At 42.1% G+C, this 19,917-nt stretch carries 16 protein-coding genes and 1 tRNA gene; 9 read left to right on the top strand and 8 right to left on the bottom strand.

All coding sequences use genetic code 11. The features are described from left to right. Positions 1-49: 49 nt before the first annotated feature. The gene (locus tag AC1RRY_RS11265; RefSeq protein WP_492820791.1) at positions 50-1,891 is read left to right on the top strand and encodes a 3-keto-alpha-glucoside-1,2-lyase-like domain-containing protein; all 1,842 of its coding nucleotides are present in this window, start codon (positions 50-52) and stop codon (positions 1,889-1,891) included. Between the two features lie 26 nt (positions 1,892-1,917). Beyond that, positions 1,918-3,843 (top strand): c-type cytochrome, encoded by a 1,926-nt coding sequence (locus AC1RRY_RS11260; protein WP_492820793.1) that lies wholly within the window; start codon positions 1,918-1,920, stop codon positions 3,841-3,843. A 4-nt stretch (positions 3,844-3,847) separates the two neighbouring features. Here AC1RRY_RS11260 and AC1RRY_RS11255 read toward each other — a convergent pair whose 3' ends face one another. Then, entirely contained in the window at positions 3,848-4,726 is an 879-nt protein-coding gene (locus AC1RRY_RS11255) for an AraC family transcriptional regulator (RefSeq protein WP_492820795.1), read from the bottom strand. 142 nt (positions 4,727-4,868) lie between these two features. On the opposite strand from AC1RRY_RS11255, the gene AC1RRY_RS11250 reads away from it, so the two are divergent. From AC1RRY_RS11250 to AC1RRY_RS11230, 5 genes are all read left to right on the top strand, one after another. Continuing rightward, the gene (locus tag AC1RRY_RS11250; protein ID WP_492820797.1) at positions 4,869-6,524 is read left to right on the top strand and encodes a UxaA family hydrolase; all 1,656 of its coding nucleotides are present in this window, start codon (positions 4,869-4,871) and stop codon (positions 6,522-6,524) included. 37 nt (positions 6,525-6,561) lie between these two features. Then, positions 6,562-7,422 carry a fumarylacetoacetate hydrolase family protein gene (locus AC1RRY_RS11245; RefSeq protein ID WP_492820799.1) on the top strand — a complete coding sequence of 287 codons (861 nt, stop codon included), beginning with the start codon at positions 6,562-6,564 and terminating at the stop codon, positions 7,420-7,422. A 5-nt stretch (positions 7,423-7,427) separates the two neighbouring features. Then, complete coding sequence (locus AC1RRY_RS11240) at positions 7,428-8,201, top strand: L-fucose dehydrogenase (RefSeq protein WP_492820801.1); 774 nt, start codon at positions 7,428-7,430, stop codon at positions 8,199-8,201. A gap of 5 nt (positions 8,202-8,206) precedes the next feature. Beyond that, positions 8,207-8,545 carry an L-rhamnose mutarotase gene (locus tag AC1RRY_RS11235; protein WP_492820803.1) on the top strand — a complete coding sequence of 113 codons (339 nt, stop codon included), beginning with the start codon at positions 8,207-8,209 and terminating at the stop codon, positions 8,543-8,545. A gap of 90 nt (positions 8,546-8,635) precedes the next feature. Then, positions 8,636-10,096 carry a sulfatase family protein gene (locus tag AC1RRY_RS11230; RefSeq protein WP_492820805.1) on the top strand — a complete coding sequence of 487 codons (1,461 nt, stop codon included), beginning with the start codon at positions 8,636-8,638 and terminating at the stop codon, positions 10,094-10,096. Between the two features lie 177 nt (positions 10,097-10,273). Here AC1RRY_RS11230 and AC1RRY_RS11225 read toward each other — a convergent pair whose 3' ends face one another. Further along, positions 10,274-13,012, bottom strand: a complete 2,739-nt coding sequence (locus AC1RRY_RS11225) for a family 78 glycoside hydrolase catalytic domain (RefSeq protein ID WP_492820807.1) — start codon at positions 13,010-13,012, stop codon at positions 10,274-10,276. Positions 13,013-13,192: 180 nt separating this feature from the next. Continuing rightward, positions 13,193-13,642, bottom strand: coding sequence for an SRPBCC family protein (locus tag AC1RRY_RS11220; protein WP_492820809.1), 450 nt, complete (start codon positions 13,640-13,642; stop codon positions 13,193-13,195). Positions 13,643-14,615: 973 nt separating this feature from the next. On the opposite strand from AC1RRY_RS11220, the gene AC1RRY_RS11215 reads away from it, so the two are divergent. Both AC1RRY_RS11215 and AC1RRY_RS11210 read left to right on the top strand, forming a co-directional pair. Continuing rightward, positions 14,616-14,906 carry a helix-turn-helix domain-containing protein gene (locus AC1RRY_RS11215; protein ID WP_492820811.1) on the top strand — a complete coding sequence of 97 codons (291 nt, stop codon included), beginning with the start codon at positions 14,616-14,618 and terminating at the stop codon, positions 14,904-14,906. After that, entirely contained in the window at positions 14,887-15,741 is an 855-nt protein-coding gene (locus tag AC1RRY_RS11210) for a reverse transcriptase family protein (protein ID WP_492820813.1), read from the top strand. Before AC1RRY_RS11215 ends, AC1RRY_RS11210 begins: the two co-directional genes overlap by 20 nt. A 66-nt stretch (positions 15,742-15,807) precedes the next feature. Here the strand turns inward: AC1RRY_RS11210 and AC1RRY_RS11205 are convergent. From AC1RRY_RS11205 to AC1RRY_RS11185, 5 genes are all read right to left on the bottom strand, one after another. After that, positions 15,808-15,881, bottom strand: a tRNA-Pro gene (locus AC1RRY_RS11205). Between the two features lie 51 nt (positions 15,882-15,932). Beyond that, positions 15,933-17,600 (bottom strand): FAD-dependent oxidoreductase, encoded by a 1,668-nt coding sequence (locus tag AC1RRY_RS11200; protein WP_492820815.1) that lies wholly within the window; start codon positions 17,598-17,600, stop codon positions 15,933-15,935. 154 nt (positions 17,601-17,754) lie between these two features. Further along, positions 17,755-18,606: a carboxylating nicotinate-nucleotide diphosphorylase gene (gene nadC / locus AC1RRY_RS11195; protein WP_492820817.1), complete on the bottom strand. Its 852-nt coding sequence runs from the start codon at positions 18,604-18,606 to the stop codon at positions 17,755-17,757. Between the two features lie 39 nt (positions 18,607-18,645). Further along, positions 18,646-19,416, bottom strand: coding sequence for a type III pantothenate kinase (locus AC1RRY_RS11190; RefSeq protein WP_492820819.1), 771 nt, complete (start codon positions 19,414-19,416; stop codon positions 18,646-18,648). 124 nt (positions 19,417-19,540) lie between these two features. Next, positions 19,541-19,915, bottom strand: a complete 375-nt coding sequence (locus tag AC1RRY_RS11185) for a VOC family protein (RefSeq protein WP_492820821.1) — start codon at positions 19,913-19,915, stop codon at positions 19,541-19,543. Positions 19,916-19,917: the final 2 nt, after the last annotated feature.

The following is a 19,917-nucleotide window of genomic DNA, read 5'->3' as shown; positions in this document are numbered from 1 at the left end:
ATTCCTGAGAATTGCTATTACATTTGTCGTTTCAAATCAAAAAATACCTATGAACAGAAAATTCCTTACAAATCTTCTTTTCTGCGGATTAATTGCCGGTGCAGTATCTGCACAACAAGTAATACCACTGAATAGTATGGATGCGTTTAGACCCACACAAGGACAATGGAGTATTGTCGGAGCAGTGGAAGCAGATTTTACAAAACCTAATGACCTGCATAAAAAAGATGCTTCAACGGGTGTAAACACCGGTATTTTGTTGTGTGAGCATCCTCCCGGAAAATATGGAATAGAAATGGACCTGCTCACTAAAATGGAGCATGGAGACCTTGACCTTGATCTTGACTTTATGATGGCAAAAGGCTCTAACTCTGGTATCTATCTGCAAGGACGTTATGAAATTCAATTGTTCGACAGCTGGGGAAAGAAATTGCCTAAATACAACGACTTAGGCGGTATATATGAACGCTGGGATGATTCGAAACCGGAAGGTTCGAAAGGGTATCAGGGAACAGCACCTCGGATTAACGTTGCCAAAGCGCCGGGTCTGTGGCAGAATATAAAAATATCTTTTCAGGCGCCAAGATTTGATGCAACAGGCAAGAAAATAGCCAACGCGCGAATCCTTTCTATTTATCTGAACGGGGTGTTGATTCATGAAAATGTGGAACTGACCGGACAAACGCGTGGTGCCTGGGTAGACAATGAGGTGGCAATGGGGCCGCTTCGTTTTCAGGGAGACCACGGTAATGTGGCCATCAGAAATATCAGATATAAAAGCTATAATCAGAAACTGCTAAGCTTTAAAGACCTGAAATACGGTGTGTATAAAGGTAATTTCAGAACGATAGCCGATATAGAAAAGATAAAGCCGGAATATAGTGGTGCAGGGAATATTCTGAACTGGGCGGTATCAAACGCTGAGAACGAGTTTGCTGTGAAATATGCCGGAAAGATTGTAGTACCCGATGCCGGAACCTACACCTTTACAACTACACATGGGGGAAATACTGAAATAAATATTAACGGTCAAAAAGCATTCAAAAACGGCTGGCGATCATCTGATTTGGAGGGAAGGAAAGTAACTGTTGACTTACCTGCCGGAGAAGTACCTTTTGAATTGTATTACTGGAAAGCCGATGGTTGGTTACAACCTATGCTGGGTTTATATGCAGAGTCAGAAACTGTGCGCAAGCACCCTTTGCATTCGGCTAATTCGGCTATGGTTAATAATCCTTCTTCACCTATCCTGTTAGGTACTGCTGCTGAACCCGTGTTACTCCGCTCGTTTATGGATATAACCGAAGGTGATAAGAATAAACGGATTGTGCATGCCATTTCGGTGGGTAACAAAGAAAATGTGCATTTCACTTATAATCTTGACAACGGTGCCTTGTTTCAGGCATGGAAAGAGAATTATCTGAACACTACACCTATGTGGCAGGACAGAGGCGATGGCAGTTCAAGACCGATGGGTAGTGTATTGTCTTTAGGAGATATACCACTAGTGGCAGTATTAGAAACACAAGACAAACCCTGGGGATTGGTTGATGCTACTTTTCGTACTAAAGGATACGAACTGGATGAAAACGGCCAGCCGACTTTTAAATATGATATCTATGGCGCAAAGGTTTCAGATAAAATAGTGCCGGTAGAAGATGGTAAGATTTTGAAGCGTGATATTACTGTAAGTGGTGCAGTCAATAATTTATACGCCAGGCTGGCAAGTGCTGATGTGATCAGCAAAAAAGCCGATGGGACGTACATTATTGGAGATAATGCCTACCTGATTAAAGTGAATGAGGGTACTGCCAGTATCAGAAGTATAGGGGGTAAGCAGGAGTTGGTAGCACCGCTTGGTGAGAAAATCAGTTATTCGATTATTTGGTAAAACAGAGGTTTTAAAATTCTACAAGAATGAAGAAAATATTAAAAACTATCCTCTTTTCAGTGGCAATGATTTCTGCAGCTTGGGCGCAGAATACCGCTGAAAATGACTACTACCGCATTATTACGCTACCGGTGCCTGAGAACATGCTGCTGGAAGTGGGCGGTATAACCACCCTGCCCAATGGCGATGTGGCATTGGCTACCCGCAGGGGAGATATATGGGTAATTAATAACCCGTACATGGCAGGAACGGCAACGCCTTATTTTAAAAAGTTTGCCAGCGGTTTGCACGAAATTCTGGGGCTGGCCTACAGAAACGGAGCTTTCTATTGTGCTCAGAGAGGAGAATTAACCAAACTGATAGACAAAAACGGTGACGGGAAAGCCGATGTATATGAAACGCTTGCAACACTGCCGATCTCTGGTCATTATCATGAGTACAGCTATGGCCCTAAGTTCCTGCCGGATGGCTCCATGATTGTAACAGGCAATGTGGCCTTTGGTGATGAAGAATGGTGGAGAGGCGAAAGCAGAGTGCCATGGAGAGGCTGGGCTGTAAGAATTACGGAAGACGGTAAAATCGAACCTTATGCTACTGGTATGCGTTCGCCGTGTGGTATCGGGATGATTGACGGCGAGTTCTGGTATGGTGATAATCAGGGTGACTGGATGGGCTCTGGTTTTATTGCACAGGTTAATAAGGGAGACTTTATGGGGCATCCGGCGGGTTTGCGTTGGACAAGCGACCCGGCATCTCCTGTGAAAATTACAGCCGAACAGTTTTTTGCTAAAGTGAACCAAAGAAGAGATAAAGATGCCAATGGCTATTACATTAAGCCTGAAAACATTGAAAACGAGAGAGGGACCTATCTTTTTGAAATGAAGAAAGAAATCCCTGAACTGAAAACCCCTGCCGTATGGTTACCACATGGCGTGTTGGGCATTTCAACTTCAGAAATTCTGAAGGATGAAACGGCCGGTGGTTTCGGGCCATTTGCCGGACAATTGTTTGTGGGTGATCAGGGCAAAAGTAATATATCGCGCGTGTTTATTGAAAAAATAAACGGCGAGTATCAGGGAGCATCTTTTATGTTCCGTGAAGGTTTTCAGTCGGGTATCTTGCGCATGACCTGGGGACAGGACGGTTCGTTGTTTTTAGGAGAAACCAACCGTGGTTGGGGCTCGGCAGGAAACACAACTGCCGGTGTAGAGCGTTTGGTATGGACAGGAAAAATGCCGTTTGAAATGAAGGCCGTAAGAGCTACGCCAGATGGTTTTGAGATTGAGTTCACCAAGCCCGTCAACAAAGCTACTGCTGCCGATTTCAAGAATTATCAGGTGCGTAGCTTCATTTACAAGTATCATCCAGTATATGGAAGCCCGACTGTTGGCGAGAAGTTTTTAAATGTAAAAGGTCTGAAATTATCGGAAGACGGAATGAAAGTTCGTCTTTTGGTTGAAGGCCTGAGAGACCATTTTATACATGAGATAAAAGCTGATGGTGTGAAAGATGCTGAAAACAAAGGTTTGTTGCACAACACCGCTTTTTATACGCTAAACAACATTCCAACTGGTGAAAAGTTGACTGGCCATCTGGTGCGCCCGGCTAACCTACCGGTAGCAGGTACAAGCGTGAAAGCTGAAAAACTGGTAACTCCTGACGACAGAACTGCGAAAGCACCGGCAAAAAAGGTAGTGCCTACTTATGACGAAATCAAGCCATTGTTACAGAAGCATACTTGTGTGGCTTGTCACCAAATTGATAAGCGTCAGGTGGGCCCAGCGTTTAAAGATGTTGCCAAACGCAATTATTCAGACACAAAAATTGTGGGATTAATCGCTAAGCCGAATCCTAAAAACTGGCCTGATTATGCAACCGAAATGCCTCCGATGCCTCAGGTGCCTAAAGAAGATGCCTTAAAGATAGCAACCTGGATAAACTCACTGAAATAAACAATCAGGATTTTAATCCTCCAAAAACCTGCCGGTAATCGGTAGGTTTTTGTTTTTTCAGGATCCGGAAAGAGCGGTTGAAGTTAGACAGATTATGAAAGCCGCAGTCGAAAGCTATTTGTTGGATGCTCTTCTTGTTTTCAATGAGCATACGGCAGGCATATCCGATACGGACTTCGGTCAGAAACTGTATGTAGGTTTTTTGGGTGCGGTTCTTAAAATACCGGCAGAAATTGGGCACTGACATATTGGCAATAGTGGCCGCCTCTTCGATCAGAATTTTACGGTTAAAATGAGAAAGCGTAAATTCATAAATACGATTGACAGTATCTGTACCGAAACGATGATAGGATTCTACGAAACCTTCGCTACTCAGAAAATTCAGCTCATCAGAATTGGCAATGATTTCAAGCATCTGTAACAAAAGACTGATCCGCTGAACCCCGTTCGGATTTTCTGACAGAAAATTAAACAGGCTGAGCACCTTGTCTTTGGTGTTCCCCGAAATTCTTAATCCTCTCCGGGCTTTTTCAAAAAGCCGTCGGATGTTTTCCATCTCTTTCAGATTCAGAAAGTCTTTACCGAAACAATCGGGTAAAAACTGTACTACCAATGCGACTGCTTTCAGGTCAGAATCATCAGCATAGTAACCCACATCATTTCGCCATACATGAGGCAGGTAAGACCCTATCAGAACCAGATCGTCCTCTGCAAATTCTTCGATGCTATCTCCCACAAAGCGGGTTCCTTTGCTTTCAATGATATAAGTCAGTTCCAATTCAGGGTGGAAATGCCACTTGTCATAAAGCACGGGGAGTTCGTCTCTGCGAGCAACGAAAGAGTAATCAGCCGAAATATTAACTTTGCGAAGTACTGCCTGCACTGATTATTGATATAATGTTATCTGAAAAGTAATACCTATGTAAAATTGATAATATTTCATCAAAAGTGTATAATATTTCATAAAAAAAGCCGGGAAACGAATTGTATTTTTGTAAGATATTTTTTAATTACCTTAATAGTATATGCAACATAAAGTTCTAAAAGTAAATCCTTCAGATAATGTGATAGTAGCGCTCCGGAATCTTGAAGCGGGAGAGAGTATAGATTTTGAAGGAGAGAATTACATATTACCCCGTTCTATTGCTGCCAAGCATAAATTTGTAACTGAAGACTTAAATATAGGCGACCACGTAACCATGTATGGTGTGTTGGTTGGGAAAGCTACCCAGGCCATTAAACGTGGTGAGCAGATTACAACGTTTAATCTGAAACATGAGTCGGAAGAATATTCGGTAAGCAAACGTGTGCCGCAAACCGATTGGCAGGCGCCTGATGTGTCGAAATGGAAGGATAGAACTTTTATGGGTTACCATCGTTCGGACGGACAGGTGGGTACGGCTAATTACTGGCTGGTTGTGCCGTTGGTATTTTGTGAAAACCGTAATATATTAAAACTGAAGGAAGCATTTGATAAGGCATTGGGCTATGCTTTCCCGGATATTTATCTGCGTCAGGTAGAGGATCTGGTGCATTTGCATCAAAAGGGTGATTTTGCCAATGTGGAGAGTTATAATCAGGATATGAATGGTTCTGCAAAATCAGATAATCGTTTATTCCCTAATCTGGATGGCATAAAGTTTTTAACCCATGAGTCAGGTTGTGGTGAAAATAATCAGGATTCAGAAGTACTGGCGGCCTTGTTTGCAGCCTATGCTAACAACGCTAACGTGACCGGGATAACTGTATTGAGTCTGGGCTGTCAGAAAACACAGGTTACCGATTTAATGGACGAAATCAAAAAGCGTAACCCTGATTTCGACAAACCCGTTTTGCTGTTTGAACAACAGACCTATGGAACCGAGTTTGATATGATGTCGGCGGCTATCAAGGAAACATTTAAAGGACTGATTGAAGCCAATAAGCTGACACGCAAACCGGCGCCATTATCTAAACTGAATATTGGTTTGAAATGCGGAGGTTCGGATGGTTTCTCGGGTATATCGGCTAATCCGGTACTGGGGCATTTGTCAGACCTTGTAGTGGCTTTGGGAGGATACACTTATCTGGCAGAATTCCCTGAGCTTTGCGGCGTAGAGCAGGAGTTAATTAACCGTTGTGTTACGACAGAGAAAGCAGAGAAATTTGAATACCTGATGCGCGACTACGCTGCTAAAGCTGAAGCAGTAGGTGCAGGATTTGATATGAACCCGTCAGCAGGAAATATAAAAGATGGTCTGATTACTGATGCCATCAAGTCGGCCGGTGCTGCCAAAAAGGGAGGAACCGCACCGATTGTAGACGTGCTGAACTATACTGAATTAGCTAAAGAACCGGGTTTGCATCTGGTATGTACACCGGGCAATGACGTGCTGGCTACGACCGGTAAAGCCGCTGCGGGATGTACCATTATTTTGTTTACGACTGGTTTGGGTACTCCTACGGGAAATCCGGTTTGTCCGGTAGTAAAGGTTTCTACCAATACACAACTGGCTAAGAAGATGCCAGACATTATTGATTTTGATTGTGGTGATATCATTATCGGAGAAAAAACCATTGAGCAAACTGCCGAAGAATTGCTTGAATATTGTATCGGCCTTGCCAGTGGTAAATATATTACAAAAGCACAGCAATTAGGGCAGGACGATTTCATGCCCTGGAAGAGGGGAGTGAATTTATAAGATTAATCGTTGTACATACAGATAAAAAACTTTGATTATGAGATTATTTCGTTTTGGAGAGTTTGAGCAGGAAAAACCGGGTGTTGAACTAATCGACGGCACACGCATAGATGTTTCGGCTTTTGAAGAAGATTATACCGAGAAATTTTTCGGAACCGACGGACTGGCTCGTCTGGCGGCATGGGTGGAAACCAACGCTGAAAGTTGCCCGAAAGTACCAACGGATGTAAGGATAGGTTCTTGCATTGCCAGACCTTCCAAGATTGTTTGTATAGGCTTGAACTATGCCAAACATGCAGAAGAAACCAATGCGTCTATTCCGAAAGAGCCTATCATTTTCTTTAAATCGACCACCGCACTTTGTGGCCCTTATGATAAGGTGGTTATTCCGAAAAACTCGGTGAAAACAGACTGGGAAGTTGAACTGGCAGTGGTTATTTGTAAGAAGGCCTCGTATGTGTCGGAAGAAGAAGCGATGGACTATGTGGCCGGATATGCTTTGCACAACGATTACTCTGAAAGAGAGTTTCAGATAGAAAGAGGCGGCCAATGGGTAAAAGGCAAAAGTGCCGATACCTTTGCACCTCTGGGGCCTTTCCTGGCTACTAAAGATGAGATAGAAGATCCACACAACTTACCATTATGGCTGACAGTAAACGGAGAGAAGCTACAGAACTCCAATACTGACGACATGATTTTTAAAATTCCGTTCCTGATTCATTACCTGAGCCAGTTCATGACTTTATTGCCGGGCGATGTGATTTCTACCGGTACACCGTTCGGAGTAGGCTTAGGATTCAAACCACCTCGTTACCTGAAAGCAGGTGACATAGTAGAACTGGGTATCAACGGTTTGGGAAAACAAAGACAATTTGCAATAGACTATTCAAAAAGCTGAAAGAAATGAATCTGGATTTAAACGATAAAGTGATTATTGTAACCGGAGGTGCCAAAGGCATTGGTGAAGGTATTGTGAAGGTTTTAGCAGGCGAAGGAGCCATTCCGGTGATTATCGGTAGAAATGAAGCGGATAATTCAAAAACTTTAGAAGCCATTGGCGGGAAGGGTTTTCAGGTAGCGGCTGAATTAAATGAGCCCGAAGCATGTAAAAGTGCTGTGGAGCAGGTAATAGCCAAATATGGCCGGATAGACGGACTGGTAAATAATGCCGGAGTGAACGATGGCGTGAATCTGGAAAATGGTAATTATGAAGCGTTTATGGCTTCTCTGCACAAGAACCTGGTTCATTATTACCTGATTGCCCATTATGCCTTGCCTGAATTGAAGAAAAGCAAAGGCAGCATTGTGAATATAGGTTCGAAAACCGGTGAGACCGGACAAGGCGGAACATCTGCCTATGCCGCAGCCAACGGCGGACGTAATGCGCTTACCCGTGAATGGGCAGTTGAATTGTTGAAATACGGTATTCGTGTAAATGCAGTGATAGTGGCAGAATGCTATACGCCACTGTATGAAAAATGGATTAAGACCCTGCCGAATCCGGAAGAAACTTTACAGCAAATCACTGAAAAGATACCTTTGGGGAATAGAATGACCACGGCTGAAGAAATTGCGAATATGGTAGTATTCTTACTGTCGGAACGTTCGAGCCATACCACCGGTCAGTTGATTCATGTAGATGGTGGATATGTACATTTAGACAGAGCTTTGATCTGACAGATATGAAGAAATATTGCCTGGCACTGGATTTAGTAGATGACGCAACGATGATTGCCGAATATGAGAAATACCATAAGCGGATACGGCCTGAGATAGAGGTGAGTATAAGAGAGGCGGGTATTTTAGGCATGGAGATTTATCGCATCGGCAACCGTTTGTTTATGATTATGGAAACGGAAGACGATTTCTCGTTCGAACGAAAAGCAGAGATGGATGCTGCTAATCCGAAAGTGCAGGAATGGGAAGCCCTGATGTGGAAATACCAGCAAGCCTTACCTGTAGCAAAACCCGGAGAGAAGTGGGTTTTTATGGATAAAATCTTTGATATGAATCAACAGTAATCTAAACTTTTATGATATCAATAACAGTCATTTGAAAAATTGGCTGTTATTTTTTTATTTGCGTCTTCTGATTCAACCAACCTTACTTATATGAGACTTAACCTGATATTATTACTGGCCCTTACCGTTTTATTAGGAGCCAGCTCATGGAAAAAACCTTTGGCGTCATCAACTCCTAATATCGTTTTGATTTTTATGGATGATATGGGTTATGGAGATTTGACCAGTACCGGAGCATTGGATTACCAGACACCCAACATTGACAAATTAGGAACAGAAGGAATCCGTTTTACGAATTTTCTGGCGGCGCAGGCAGTCTGTAGTGCATCCAGAGCAGCATTAATGACGGGCTGTTATCCAAACAGGGTCGGTATTTCAGGGGCTTTGAATCCTGCTCAGAAAATCGGGCTTCATACCAAAGAGGTAACCATTGCAGAAATGCTGAAGCAGAAGGGTTATGCCACAGGTATTTTCGGTAAATGGCATTTAGGGCATCACAAACAGTTTTTGCCATTACAGCAGGGCTTTGATGAATACCTGGGGATTCCGTATTCGAACGATATGTGGCCGGTTGATTATGATGGCAAGCCTATAACCGATGAAAACGATTATAGGAAGAAAACTTATCCTGCTTTGCCATTAGTAGAGAACAATGATACGAAGGAGACCATCAATGATTTGGCCGGACAGGATAAGCTGACAACACTTTATACAGAAAGAGCCGTTGGATTTATCAAAAAGAATCGTAACAAACCATTCTTTTTATACCTGCCACATTCCATGGCACACGTGCCGCTTGGAGTTTCGGATAAATTTAAAGGAAAAAGTAAACAGGGAATGTATGGTGATGTGATGATGGAAATCGACTGGTCGGTGGGGCAAATCATGAAAACGTTGAAGGAAAACGGATTAGATAAAAATACATTGGTGATATTTACCAGCGATAATGGACCGTGGATTAACTTCGGTAATCATGCCGGGTCGACAGGCGGATTCAGAGAAGGGAAAGGAACTGTTTTTGAGGGCGGCCAACGAGTGCCGTGCCTGATGCGCTGGAAAGGCACTATACCGGAAGGATTGATTTGTAATCAATTGACATCAACCATTGATATTTTTCCGACTTTAGCCCGAATTTGCGGTACTAAACTTCCGGAGCAGAAGATTGACGGCGTAGAGATTTTATCGTTGATGAAAGGCAATGTCAATGAAGCACCTAGAAAATATTTCTATTATTACTATGCTCAGAATGAGCTGAGGGCTGTAAGAAGAGGTAACTGGAAACTAATGCTGCCCCACCAGATTGAAAGGACTTATGAGAGTGTTTTGCCGGGTAATGATGGCTATGCCGGCAAATACGGAAATATTGAGGTGCCTCTGGCGCTGTATGATTTAAGAAGGGATGCAGGAGAAGAATATGATGTAAAGTCGCAGCACCCCGAAATAGTAGCCGAACTGCAAAAAGTGGCTGACATGGCTCGCGATGATTTAGGTGATGCCTTACAGAAGAAGCAAGGCAAAAATGTACGGCCTGTTGGTGTTTTGAAAGAGTAGAAAATCTTTGAATGTAATAGCAATGCTTTACCGACTAAAGTCGGCGGCTATTCAAACAAAGGATGTATTTTTTAGTATTTGCCGACTTAATTTGGCAAGCATATATAATAACCTTTGTTTGAATAGTCTGTGAATTTATTCACTGCCAGCCAGCGAAGATTCGTGATAAGCCTTCTATTACTTCTGCACGCTAAAAGAATAATCGCCACTGCCTACTTTTACTATCCTGTAGCCTGCTTCGTAGCCTTCTACACTAACATCTTTATTAGTATTCAATGCCGTATTGCTTTCAGTAATTTTCTGATTAACTGTGGACGGAATATATACAAGTGCAGTACTGCCCACGGGTACTTTAATCTTCATTTCAAAAACAGCAGGATTATTCTTCCAACTGATTCCGGCTTTTCCCTGTACGGTTTCATTGAAGTAACTAACCGAATTGAGGTCTGCTACAGGCATGGGTTTAAATACAATCTCTTTGTAACCTGCACCGGTTTCGGAGGTCTTCATACCGGCCAGATGCGTATAAAACCAGCCCAAAGCTCCACCAAACATCGGATGGTTATGTGAACTTTCGTTGTTCCATTGTTCACGGGTGGTGGTGGCACCGAGACTTATCCAGCTACCGAAACTCGGGGCTGTTGTTTTATTCATTGCATTATAGGCGAGGTCGTTTAAACCGTTGTCAGTCAATACTTCAAAAAAGAAACGGGTACCGAATATTCCGGTGTCCAGATGCCCTTCGGCTTCAGCAATGTCTTGTTTCAATGCTGCTATTACTTTGTCGTATTGCTCTTTTTTTACACCCATTCGTAGGGCAAAAATGTTAGCTCCGTATTTGCCGAATGTACCTCGCTTCTCATCATAAAAAGTGTTGAGGAATGCCTCACGGGTTTTATCAGCCAGAGCCTGATAACGCGCTGCTTCCTCAGGTTTATTCAGAATAGTCGCTACTTTAGCCGTAATGTCAGCGCAATACCACAGATAGAAAGTATGCACGAGTTGGTCAGGTGGGAGCGTGCCTACACCTGCCCACTCACCTAAATTCCACCATTGCAGGGGTTTGTTATCATGCCCTACTCGCTGAGAGTGCATAATACCCCTATCATTCACCCAAGTTTGCATGTATCTGATATAGCCTGTCATGCCCTCATAGTTTTCGGCAAGAATATCCCGGTCGTTATATTGCCGGTAAAACTCCAGCGGAATAATATGAATCGCTGCACCCCAGGCCACACCTCCGCCACAACCCGGTTGCCAGGGAGCACCGTTAGGAATGTAGCCTGTAGCGGGAATCTGCGCATCGAGCATATCGCGAATCCATTTTTTATAGAAGGCTTTTACCTCAAAATTGTGCATCACCGTATGGCAGGCCACCTGTGCATCGCCTGTATAGCCTGAACGCTCGCGATGCGGACAGTCAGAAGCGATACCACCATGCATGTTGTCGAGTTGAGAACGTTTCCAGATATGATTAATCTGATTAAAGAGTTTGTTGGATGTCACGAAAGTGGCTGACTCTTTGGCATCTGTATTAACGGCTTCGGCTTGTATGTTTTCAGGTTTTAAATCCCCTTTCCAGTTGCTGATTTCTACGCCGCTGAAAACAAACCAGTTGAATCTTGGCGCATAACTGGCATTGGGCTTGCCACTAAAGGTATAGGTGTTCTCACCGGAATATTGGTTGGCATTGAAGGTAATCCTGATCGTATGTCCGGCCGGTGCAGACACGTTTTTCAACCGCACCCAGCCTGAAATCTCTTCGGGGAAAGAGACCTTATAATTGCCATTGGGCAGTTTATCAATTTTTGTGGGTTGATACACCTTCGTGATTTTGTCGGTCGGTGCGGTATGCGCACTCATTTTACCATAAGGAGTAATCCGGTTAATGGCGTTTTCCCATTGGGCATCATTAAAACCCGGTTGGCACCAGTCGGGTTGTTCCAGCCGTGCATCGTATATTTCTCCGTCATAAACCAGGTCAGAAATGATAGCCGATTTGGCGGCTTTCCAGCTTTTGTCAGACGTAATCACCTCTTCGGTGTTATCGGCATATACAATGTGTAACTGTGCTATAAAACGTGGAGAACCATAAGAGGCAGTCCAGAATTTGGGGGCATTATAAAAACCATTACCCAATATGGCGCCGATGGCATTTTTCCCGTTTTGGAGTTTATTGGTGATATCATAAGCCATATACATAACTCGGTATTCGCGGAATTCGTCCGGTAATGAGATATAGGCTGCCGGTAGTTCAGGCCGTTTGCCGTAATTGGTCTGGTTGGGTACCAGGTAGTCATCTGATACTCGCCTACCATTTGCATAAAATTCAAAATAACCCAGGCCTGTGGTATAGACCACCGCACTTTTAATTTTTTTAGAAACATTGAAAGTCTTTCTTAATAATGGCGCAGGAGGTGGCAATATCTGTGTGCGTTGGTCGGGGCCACCTTTGGGTTTCGGTATGGCTTCTTCACCCTGCCACGGAGCGCCAATCCATTCGGCTTTCCATTCGTTTTTATTTAAAATACCCATGTGCCATTTGGCGGGTTTGCTCCAAGCTGAGGGCTTTCCGTTTTTATCCCAGACACGCACCTGCCAGTAGCAGGTCAATCGTGAGTGCAGATTTGCTCCGGCATACTTAACCGAATGGGCATCGTTGTTCATTACCTTACCTGTATCCCACAAATCAGGTTTTTGAAGTAGGGTAGCAGTTGACGCCACTCGTATCTGATAGGCAGTCTGCACCTGATTTCTCACGCCGGCTTTAGCAATGTTTATCCACGAAAGTCTCGGGTTGGGCTCATCCACTACGGATGGGTCGGTCATATACTCACAGGTGAGATTCTGTACTTCCAGCTGACCGAATGCCAGATTAGCCGATAAAAGAAGACCAATAAAAAGCAGATGTTTCATGGTAAGAGTAAGCCGGTGTTGGCTGGCTTTGTTTATGAGGTTGAATCCATAAAAATAACTATTTTTTGAAGATTGGAAGCAAAACATAAGATATAATAAGAGCAGACACGTAAAAGGTTAGTCTGCCCTTATCAGGTTTATAATCAAGCGATTCGGTGTTGCATGAGTTTGCAACCTTATTCATTTAGTCTGTAATTCTGAAAAGTATGCCTCCAGTTTATCAAGATTTTGTTTCAGACCCTCATCTGCTTTATGAGCTTTCACTACTATTTCTTTCATTTCAGCGGTGTCAAACTCCATAGTCCAGTCTATCAGGGTTTCTTCACCTTTGGCTTCAAACAAAACAGTAGTGATAAAGTGTGGATTGAAGTGTTCGAATACAATCTTCTTAAGCAGAATAATTTCCTTATAGATACTTCTGTTTGGATAATTGGTCCCGTCTGGCCCGTGCATGGTTAGTTTCCATTCACTACCCTCTTTTACATCCATTTCGTGAATGGTTGTGGTGAATCCGTTAGGCCCCCACCATTTGGCAATGTGTTCCGGGGTTGTCCAGACCTCCCACATTAGTTCAATTGGGGCTTTAAACGTTCGTATTATCCGTAGTTCCCGGTTGGCTGAGTTTTCCATAGTTTATATCAGTTTGAATTTGTTTTAAGTAGTTATCCAGGTTATCAAAGCGGGCATCCCATATCTGGCGCAGCTGATCCATCCACAGGTCAATCTCCTGCATTTTCTCCATTCTGATGCTATAATAAATCTCGCGGCCCTGCGGACTGGCTTCAACGAGACCACATTCCTAATGTTCTTATACTTTAGTACGCCTATAGAACGGTTAAAGTGGTTATTTTTTCGCAAATTAGTTTTTTTCGAAGGGTTTTTAATAGAAATTTTAAGTCTCTTTATATACTCGAAAAAATATTTTTAATTTTTTTATTAACTGTAGGGAATATTTTCATATATTTGTACCATAGTTCTTTGAAAAGATGTTTTGAAAGCTTATTACTAAATGGAGCTTTATTTTTTGTTTGATTATTCAAGCAACCCCAATGGGGTTTCAGGTCAATTCTCATCTCAACGCCATCAATGCCGCCCGCCCTTATCGGCTCGGAACTAATTGAGATTATATGGAAGTATGGGATTGATTTAATTATAGAATTGATTTGAATGCTTCTTGTTTTCTAAAAAAGAAGCAGGGATTTTAAAGTGGTGTATAGAGAACATTGTCTACGCATTTAGTAATTAGCTATTGTAAGATAAGCAGGGTGCAATATTGCCTCGATTACTAAAAATTATTTTACAAAATGTCTAGATTAAAAAGACTTCAAAACATCGATGGTTTGATAAAAACATTACAAATCATCTTAAAGAGCCAGTGTTCTCTTTCGGAGAGTGACGTTAATTTATTGAATGATGCAGTCACAAAATTGAATAAATTGAGGATGAAAAAAGGATTGACAGATAATCATTACCAAATGGAAATTGCTGATATCGTTGAGCTGATTCTCAAGTTTTTAATTTAGTATTGCTGAATTCTCATAAAGATTTTACGACAAACACATCTCCGACACCCTTTAAATTTTTCCACTAAATACCTACTAAAATGAATTTAGGTACTGTCATAAAAGATATCAGGAAACAACGAGGGCAAACTCAAGTGGAGTTTGCCGAGAATTGTGGTATTACACAAACTTATCTATCACAGATAGAGAATAATGCCAAGGAACCAAATTTATCAACACTTAAAGAAATAAGTAAGAGTCTCGACCTGCCCCTACCTATATTATTTTTCTTGTCTCTTAATGAAGAAGACATTTCTCCGGAAAAAAGGAAGGCTTTTGAAATTATTAACCCATCTGTAAAATCTCTCATTAATGAGTTCTTTAGAGTGTAGAGATAAGTTACACCTACCTTCAATCATTGGTAAGACAAAAAAGGAGTTAGATGATATTGTCAAAAATATCGATCATCATTACAGAGAGTGGTATGAGATTAAAATTGATAAAAAAACGAACCAGCCTAGAACTTATAAGGATGGTACGATTAAACAAAGGGTAATACGGCCATCTAAAACTTCTTTGAAAGTAATTCAAAAGCACATCAAAGACCGTATTCTATCATCAATTGAACTACCTGAAAATGTTCATGGTGGTATTAAAAAGCGAAGCAATATCACTAATGCTAAACCTCATCAGGGGAAAAAATACAAATTTACTGTTGATTTGCAGGACTTCTATCCTTCAATAAAAACTAAAAGAGTTTACGAAACACTCATGGAGTTAGGTTTTAATACCCAATGTGCTTTTTACATCACCCGATTAACAACTTGGAAAGGAGAATTACCCCAAGGTACCCCGACTAGCACTCATATTTCAAATATCGTTTTCCTTAAAACAGATTATAAGCTTATTGAGCTTTGTAATGCTCATAATATAACATATACAAGATATATTGATGATTTGACATTTTCTTCTCAAACGGATTTTCAAGATGTTATAGAACAGATTCTAGAAATTATTCTTCAGTGCGGACTAAAAGTCAACAGACGGAAAACCATTTATAACAGCTCACAAATCATAACAGGGGTTGAGGTTTTTCTGAACAAGATTGATGCTCCTGAAAAGATACTTGTGAAAGTAAAAGAAGAAGAAATACTTCCGGAGGGTACTATAAAGCCTTATACAAATTATCGAAATAACATTTTAAAAACGAATAAAAGAGACAAGTAGCTTGGTGGGCTATTGAGAACCCTGCAAAAAATCCTCTTAGAAATGAATCTAAGAGGATTTTGTTTGTCGGGATGACAGGATTTGAACCTGCGACCTCACGCCCCCCAGACGTGCACACTACCAAGCTGTGCTACATCCCGAATTTGAGGAGTGTGCAAAAATACATTAAAATCATTTTTCTTGCAAATAGTCTATTTGGCATACTCCAGGCGTTGGTTGTCTTTTAATAATTGAGCCTGCAAGGTGGCATAAGGCAACGCCTGAGGTGTTGTTTTGTTATTAATGGCTAACACCGCTGCTGTAGCTGCCGATTGCCCCAGAATCATAAATACAGGCTCCATACGGATAGAACCATAAGCAATATGAGAGCTTGAAACGCAAACACTTACCAGCAGATTGGTGCATTGGCTTGCTTTGGGCAAAATAGAGCCATATGCAATTGAATAAGGTCGGTCAGGATGCACGCCGATGTCTCCCTCATTCTGTACGTTTCCGTCTTCTTTCACGTATCGTTGAATATTGTGCGAATCAAGCGCATAAGAACCCATACCTACCGGATTAGGTACTTTGGTTTTACCTAATGCATCGGCTTCTGTCATCACAAATTCACCGGTTAATCGTCTGGCTTCGCGGATGTAGAGCTGGTGCGGCCAGCCGCCATTGTCTTTAAATTCATCTTTCGGTAAACCCCATTGCTGCATTTTCTCATGAACATCGGCAGGGATACCCGGGTCATTTTGCAGGAAATACATCAGCCCTTTCTGATACAACTCATGTTCTTTTATAATTTCTTTACGGCGTTCATAGCTGGCTTCGGGGTAATCATAGTTTTTGCCGATATAGTCAGTACTGAAAGGACCGTGATTATTGGTATCCGTTTTCCGATTAGGGATCGGGTCATACTTGTCGAAAGTCTCTCTCCAACCTGAAGCAAATACTCTGGTCACCAGTTCGTAGCGTGCCGGATTGTAGCCTTCAGGTTTGGCAAAAGGAATACGGTTATCGGGGTGGTTACTCAGACACATTCTGAAACAATAGGCCTGAATCTTGTTGTCTGCTGAACCATTTGGTCCGAGTGTTTCTGTAGAAACTTCAGGCAATAAACCACTTGCGGGGTCACCCGGTATTTTATATGGACTTATCTTGCTTTTAAAATAATGCCCATGCTGAAACACACCTGCCTGCACGCCATTCCATTTTTCATTATATACACTATTCGCTTCACGACCCACATGATAAGATACACCTGCCGCGGCCATCAGGTCGCCTTCATAGGTGGCATCGATAAACATTTTACCTTCATACACATTACCGCTTAAAGTACGGAATGAGGTAATATCTAATCCTTTTTTGGTTACTCCTTTATTTGAACGGTCGAGCCACTCATCGCGATAGATAGTCAGTTTATATTCTTTTACAAAATCCTCAAATACTTGTTCGGCCGCATGTGGTTCAAAAATCCACATGGTGCGGTTATTGCCATCTATCGCCGGGGTTCCTTGTCCTTTATTGCCATATTCTTCTCTCTTTTGCCATGACCACGACTCCGTTTTTTGATAATGGTTATAAAGGCGTTGATAGAATTCGCGGGATAAACCGCCGATTACTTCCTTGTTTCCGGTGTCAGTAAATCCCAATCCACCGGAAGAGAGTCCACCCAGATGTTTGTCAGGGGATACCACAATGACCGATTTGCCCATTTTCTTTACCTGTACTGCAGCTATCACAGCAGAAGAAGTACCGCCATAGATAATGACATCCGCTTTGTAGGTGCGAGCTGTTTTGTTTTTAGGTGGATTATAACCCGGTAGTATAATTATGGCTGTAAAGAGCCACATAAAGAGTGAGATTTTTTTCATAGAGGTTGAATAGTTTATAAACAGAATAGGGGATACTTATTGAACCGGTAATTTATTAAATAAAACTGAACCCGCATAAAAAAGTAGACGGGCACTAAAACAAAAAGCTTTATACATATGCATTGTATAAAGCTTATAAGTAGAGAAGAGGTGTTTATTTCACAGCCTTCAGGCTTAAATCGAGGCTTCTGGCTGAATGGGTAAGATAACCTAAAGAAACGTAATCTACTCCGCAGTCGGCATATTGCCTTACATTAGCCGGAGATATACCTCCTGACGCTTCAATAGGATACCGGCCGTCTACCATTTTTACGGCTTCTTTGATATTCTCATAACTAAAGTTGTCAACCATTATCCGTACCACACCGCCTATGGCAAGTACTTGTTTCAGTTCTTCCAGATTTCGCACTTCTATTTCAATGGGCAGGTCTTTTCCGGTGGTTTTCAGGTAATTATGCGCGGCATCCAAAGCGTTTTTTATCCCTCCGGCATAATCCACATGATTGTCCTTAATTAGTATCATATCAAACAATCCGAAACGATGGTTTGTGCCGCCACCTATCAGTACCCCCCATTTTTCCATCATTCTGAATCCGGGAGTTGTCTTTCGGGTGTCCAGCACTTTAGTTTTTGTGCCTTCCAGCAAACTTACTACCTCGTGTGTAGTGGTGGCTATACCACTCATGCGTTGCATACAGTTGAGTACCAGTCGCTCGGCAGTAAGTATAGAACGGTCTCTGCCACTTACATAAAATGCAATGTCACCATATTGAACGGGCTGTCCATCACTAATGAACACTTCTATCTGTAAGTCTTTATCTACCGCTTCAAAAATCATTTTGGCCAGTTCTACTCCTGCCAGTATTCCCTTATCTTTTACAAGCAGTTTTGCTTTCCCCGATGCATCAGCCGGAACAGTCGACAATGAGGTGTGGTCACCATCACCTACATCTTCTGCCAATGCGGCTCCAATAAATTTCTTAATTGTGTGTCTGTCTAACTCCATATTCTTAACCCAAAAGGGTGTTTAATCCGAAAAACTTTTCTATGCGTGTGCTTCTCCTATTATCCTTAATCCTTCAAGGGTCAGCTCGCGGTTTACCTCCACAAATTCGCCATGCAGTGTAGAGATAATAGACGAAAGGCCACCTGTGGCAATGGCTATGCAATCGCCGTTCAGTTCAGCTCTTATTTTATGAATCATGTTTCTTACCAAACCTTCATAGCCCCACAGTATACCAGCCTGTATAGAGTGAACCGTATTTTTGCCGATTACCGATTGCGGTAGCTCCAGAGGTACATCAGGTAGCTGTGCCGTGTTTGAAAACAGCGCCTTTACCGAAGTTCGTAACCCCGGCGCTATTGAAACGCCCAATACTTTGCCCTTGCCCGAAACTACAGTAAATGTGAGTGCAGTACCGAAGTCGACAATTACGCAGTTTCTTTTATATTTGGTATAAGCCGCAACCGCATTGGCTATCAGGTCGCTGCCAATCTCGTTGGGATTGTCGATTGAAATCTCTAAAGAAGGGAAAATGAAGGCATTAACAATGATGGGCTCCACACCAAACATATTGTTTACCAGCAATTTGAAGATCGGGGTGAGCGGAGGCACCACACTACTGAGTACAACTTTGCTGATCTCTGAAAAGCGGAGGCTGTTTTCCAGAAAATATTGCCGGAAGCGATATTCAAAAAAGACGTAGTTCTCGTCTTTCAGCGACTTAATTCTGAATTGATGAAGCAGTTTTTTATCTTCAAAAATTCCGAAAACAGCATCGGTATTTCCGACATCTATCACTAATAAATTATTCAAGAGGCAAATTTTAAGGTTTGTACTTCAAAATTTATAAAATCTTATCAATCTCTCAAACTTTTCAGAAATAATTCAGGAGGCCCAGCCAACTGATTTCTGTATAGTTGCATAACTGTTAATTAGATTAATTAATTCTCCAGGGCGGGTTTTTACGATTGTCGCCAGCATGATAAATAATTAACCGGTTATTATCCGGGTCTTTCAGGCGTGCTTCACGCCATAGCCAGGGTTTATCGGTCGGTATTTCTTCAATGGTTATGCCTTTCCGTATCAATTCACTGATTTTGTCGTCAACATCATCAACCTCAAAGTATATCCACGCTCCGGAGTCTTTGGAAACAGTTCCTTCCTGATGAATCGAGAAAGTAGCGTCTCCCGAAAGACATTCAAACCGTGCATAATGTTCGTCTTTAACAATAAGTTTAAGTCCCAATAGTTCATAGAAATCAATTGAGTGCTCAATACTGCTTACCCGAATGGTTAACTGGTTGAGATTCATAA

The sequence above is a fragment of the Emticicia sp. GW821-FHT11C11 genome, from assembly GCF_058808615.1.
This window is presented reverse-complemented; position numbering and strand designations above follow the sequence as displayed.

What these genes read in the sequence shown, in the direction of transcription:
- AC1RRY_RS11265 (WP_492820791.1), top strand. Translation starts at nt 50, where the DNA reads ATGAACAGAAAATTCCTTACAAATCTTCTTTTCTGCGGATTAATTGCC.
- AC1RRY_RS11260 (WP_492820793.1), top strand. Translation starts at nt 1,918, where the DNA reads ATGAAGAAAATATTAAAAACTATCCTCTTTTCAGTGGCAATGATTTCT.
- AC1RRY_RS11250 (WP_492820797.1), top strand. Translation starts at nt 4,869, where the DNA reads ATGCAACATAAAGTTCTAAAAGTAAATCCTTCAGATAATGTGATAGTA.
- AC1RRY_RS11245 (WP_492820799.1), top strand. Translation starts at nt 6,562, where the DNA reads ATGAGATTATTTCGTTTTGGAGAGTTTGAGCAGGAAAAACCGGGTGTT.
- AC1RRY_RS11240 (WP_492820801.1), top strand. Translation starts at nt 7,428, where the DNA reads ATGAATCTGGATTTAAACGATAAAGTGATTATTGTAACCGGAGGTGCC.
- AC1RRY_RS11235 (WP_492820803.1), top strand. Translation starts at nt 8,207, where the DNA reads ATGAAGAAATATTGCCTGGCACTGGATTTAGTAGATGACGCAACGATG.
- AC1RRY_RS11230 (WP_492820805.1), top strand. Translation starts at nt 8,636, where the DNA reads ATGAGACTTAACCTGATATTATTACTGGCCCTTACCGTTTTATTAGGA.
- AC1RRY_RS11225 (WP_492820807.1), bottom strand. Translation starts at nt 13,012, where the DNA reads ATGAAACATCTGCTTTTTATTGGTCTTCTTTTATCGGCTAATCTGGCA.
- AC1RRY_RS11220 (WP_492820809.1), bottom strand. Translation starts at nt 13,642, where the DNA reads ATGGAAAACTCAGCCAACCGGGAACTACGGATAATACGAACGTTTAAA.
- AC1RRY_RS11215 (WP_492820811.1), top strand. Translation starts at nt 14,616, where the DNA reads ATGAATTTAGGTACTGTCATAAAAGATATCAGGAAACAACGAGGGCAA.
- AC1RRY_RS11210 (WP_492820813.1), top strand. Translation starts at nt 14,887, where the DNA reads ATGAGTTCTTTAGAGTGTAGAGATAAGTTACACCTACCTTCAATCATT.
- AC1RRY_RS11200 (WP_492820815.1), bottom strand. Translation starts at nt 17,600, where the DNA reads ATGAAAAAAATCTCACTCTTTATGTGGCTCTTTACAGCCATAATTATA.
- nadC (WP_492820817.1), bottom strand. Translation starts at nt 18,606, where the DNA reads ATGGAGTTAGACAGACACACAATTAAGAAATTTATTGGAGCCGCATTG.
- AC1RRY_RS11185 (WP_492820821.1), bottom strand. Translation starts at nt 19,915, where the DNA reads ATGAATCTCAACCAGTTAACCATTCGGGTAAGCAGTATTGAGCACTCA.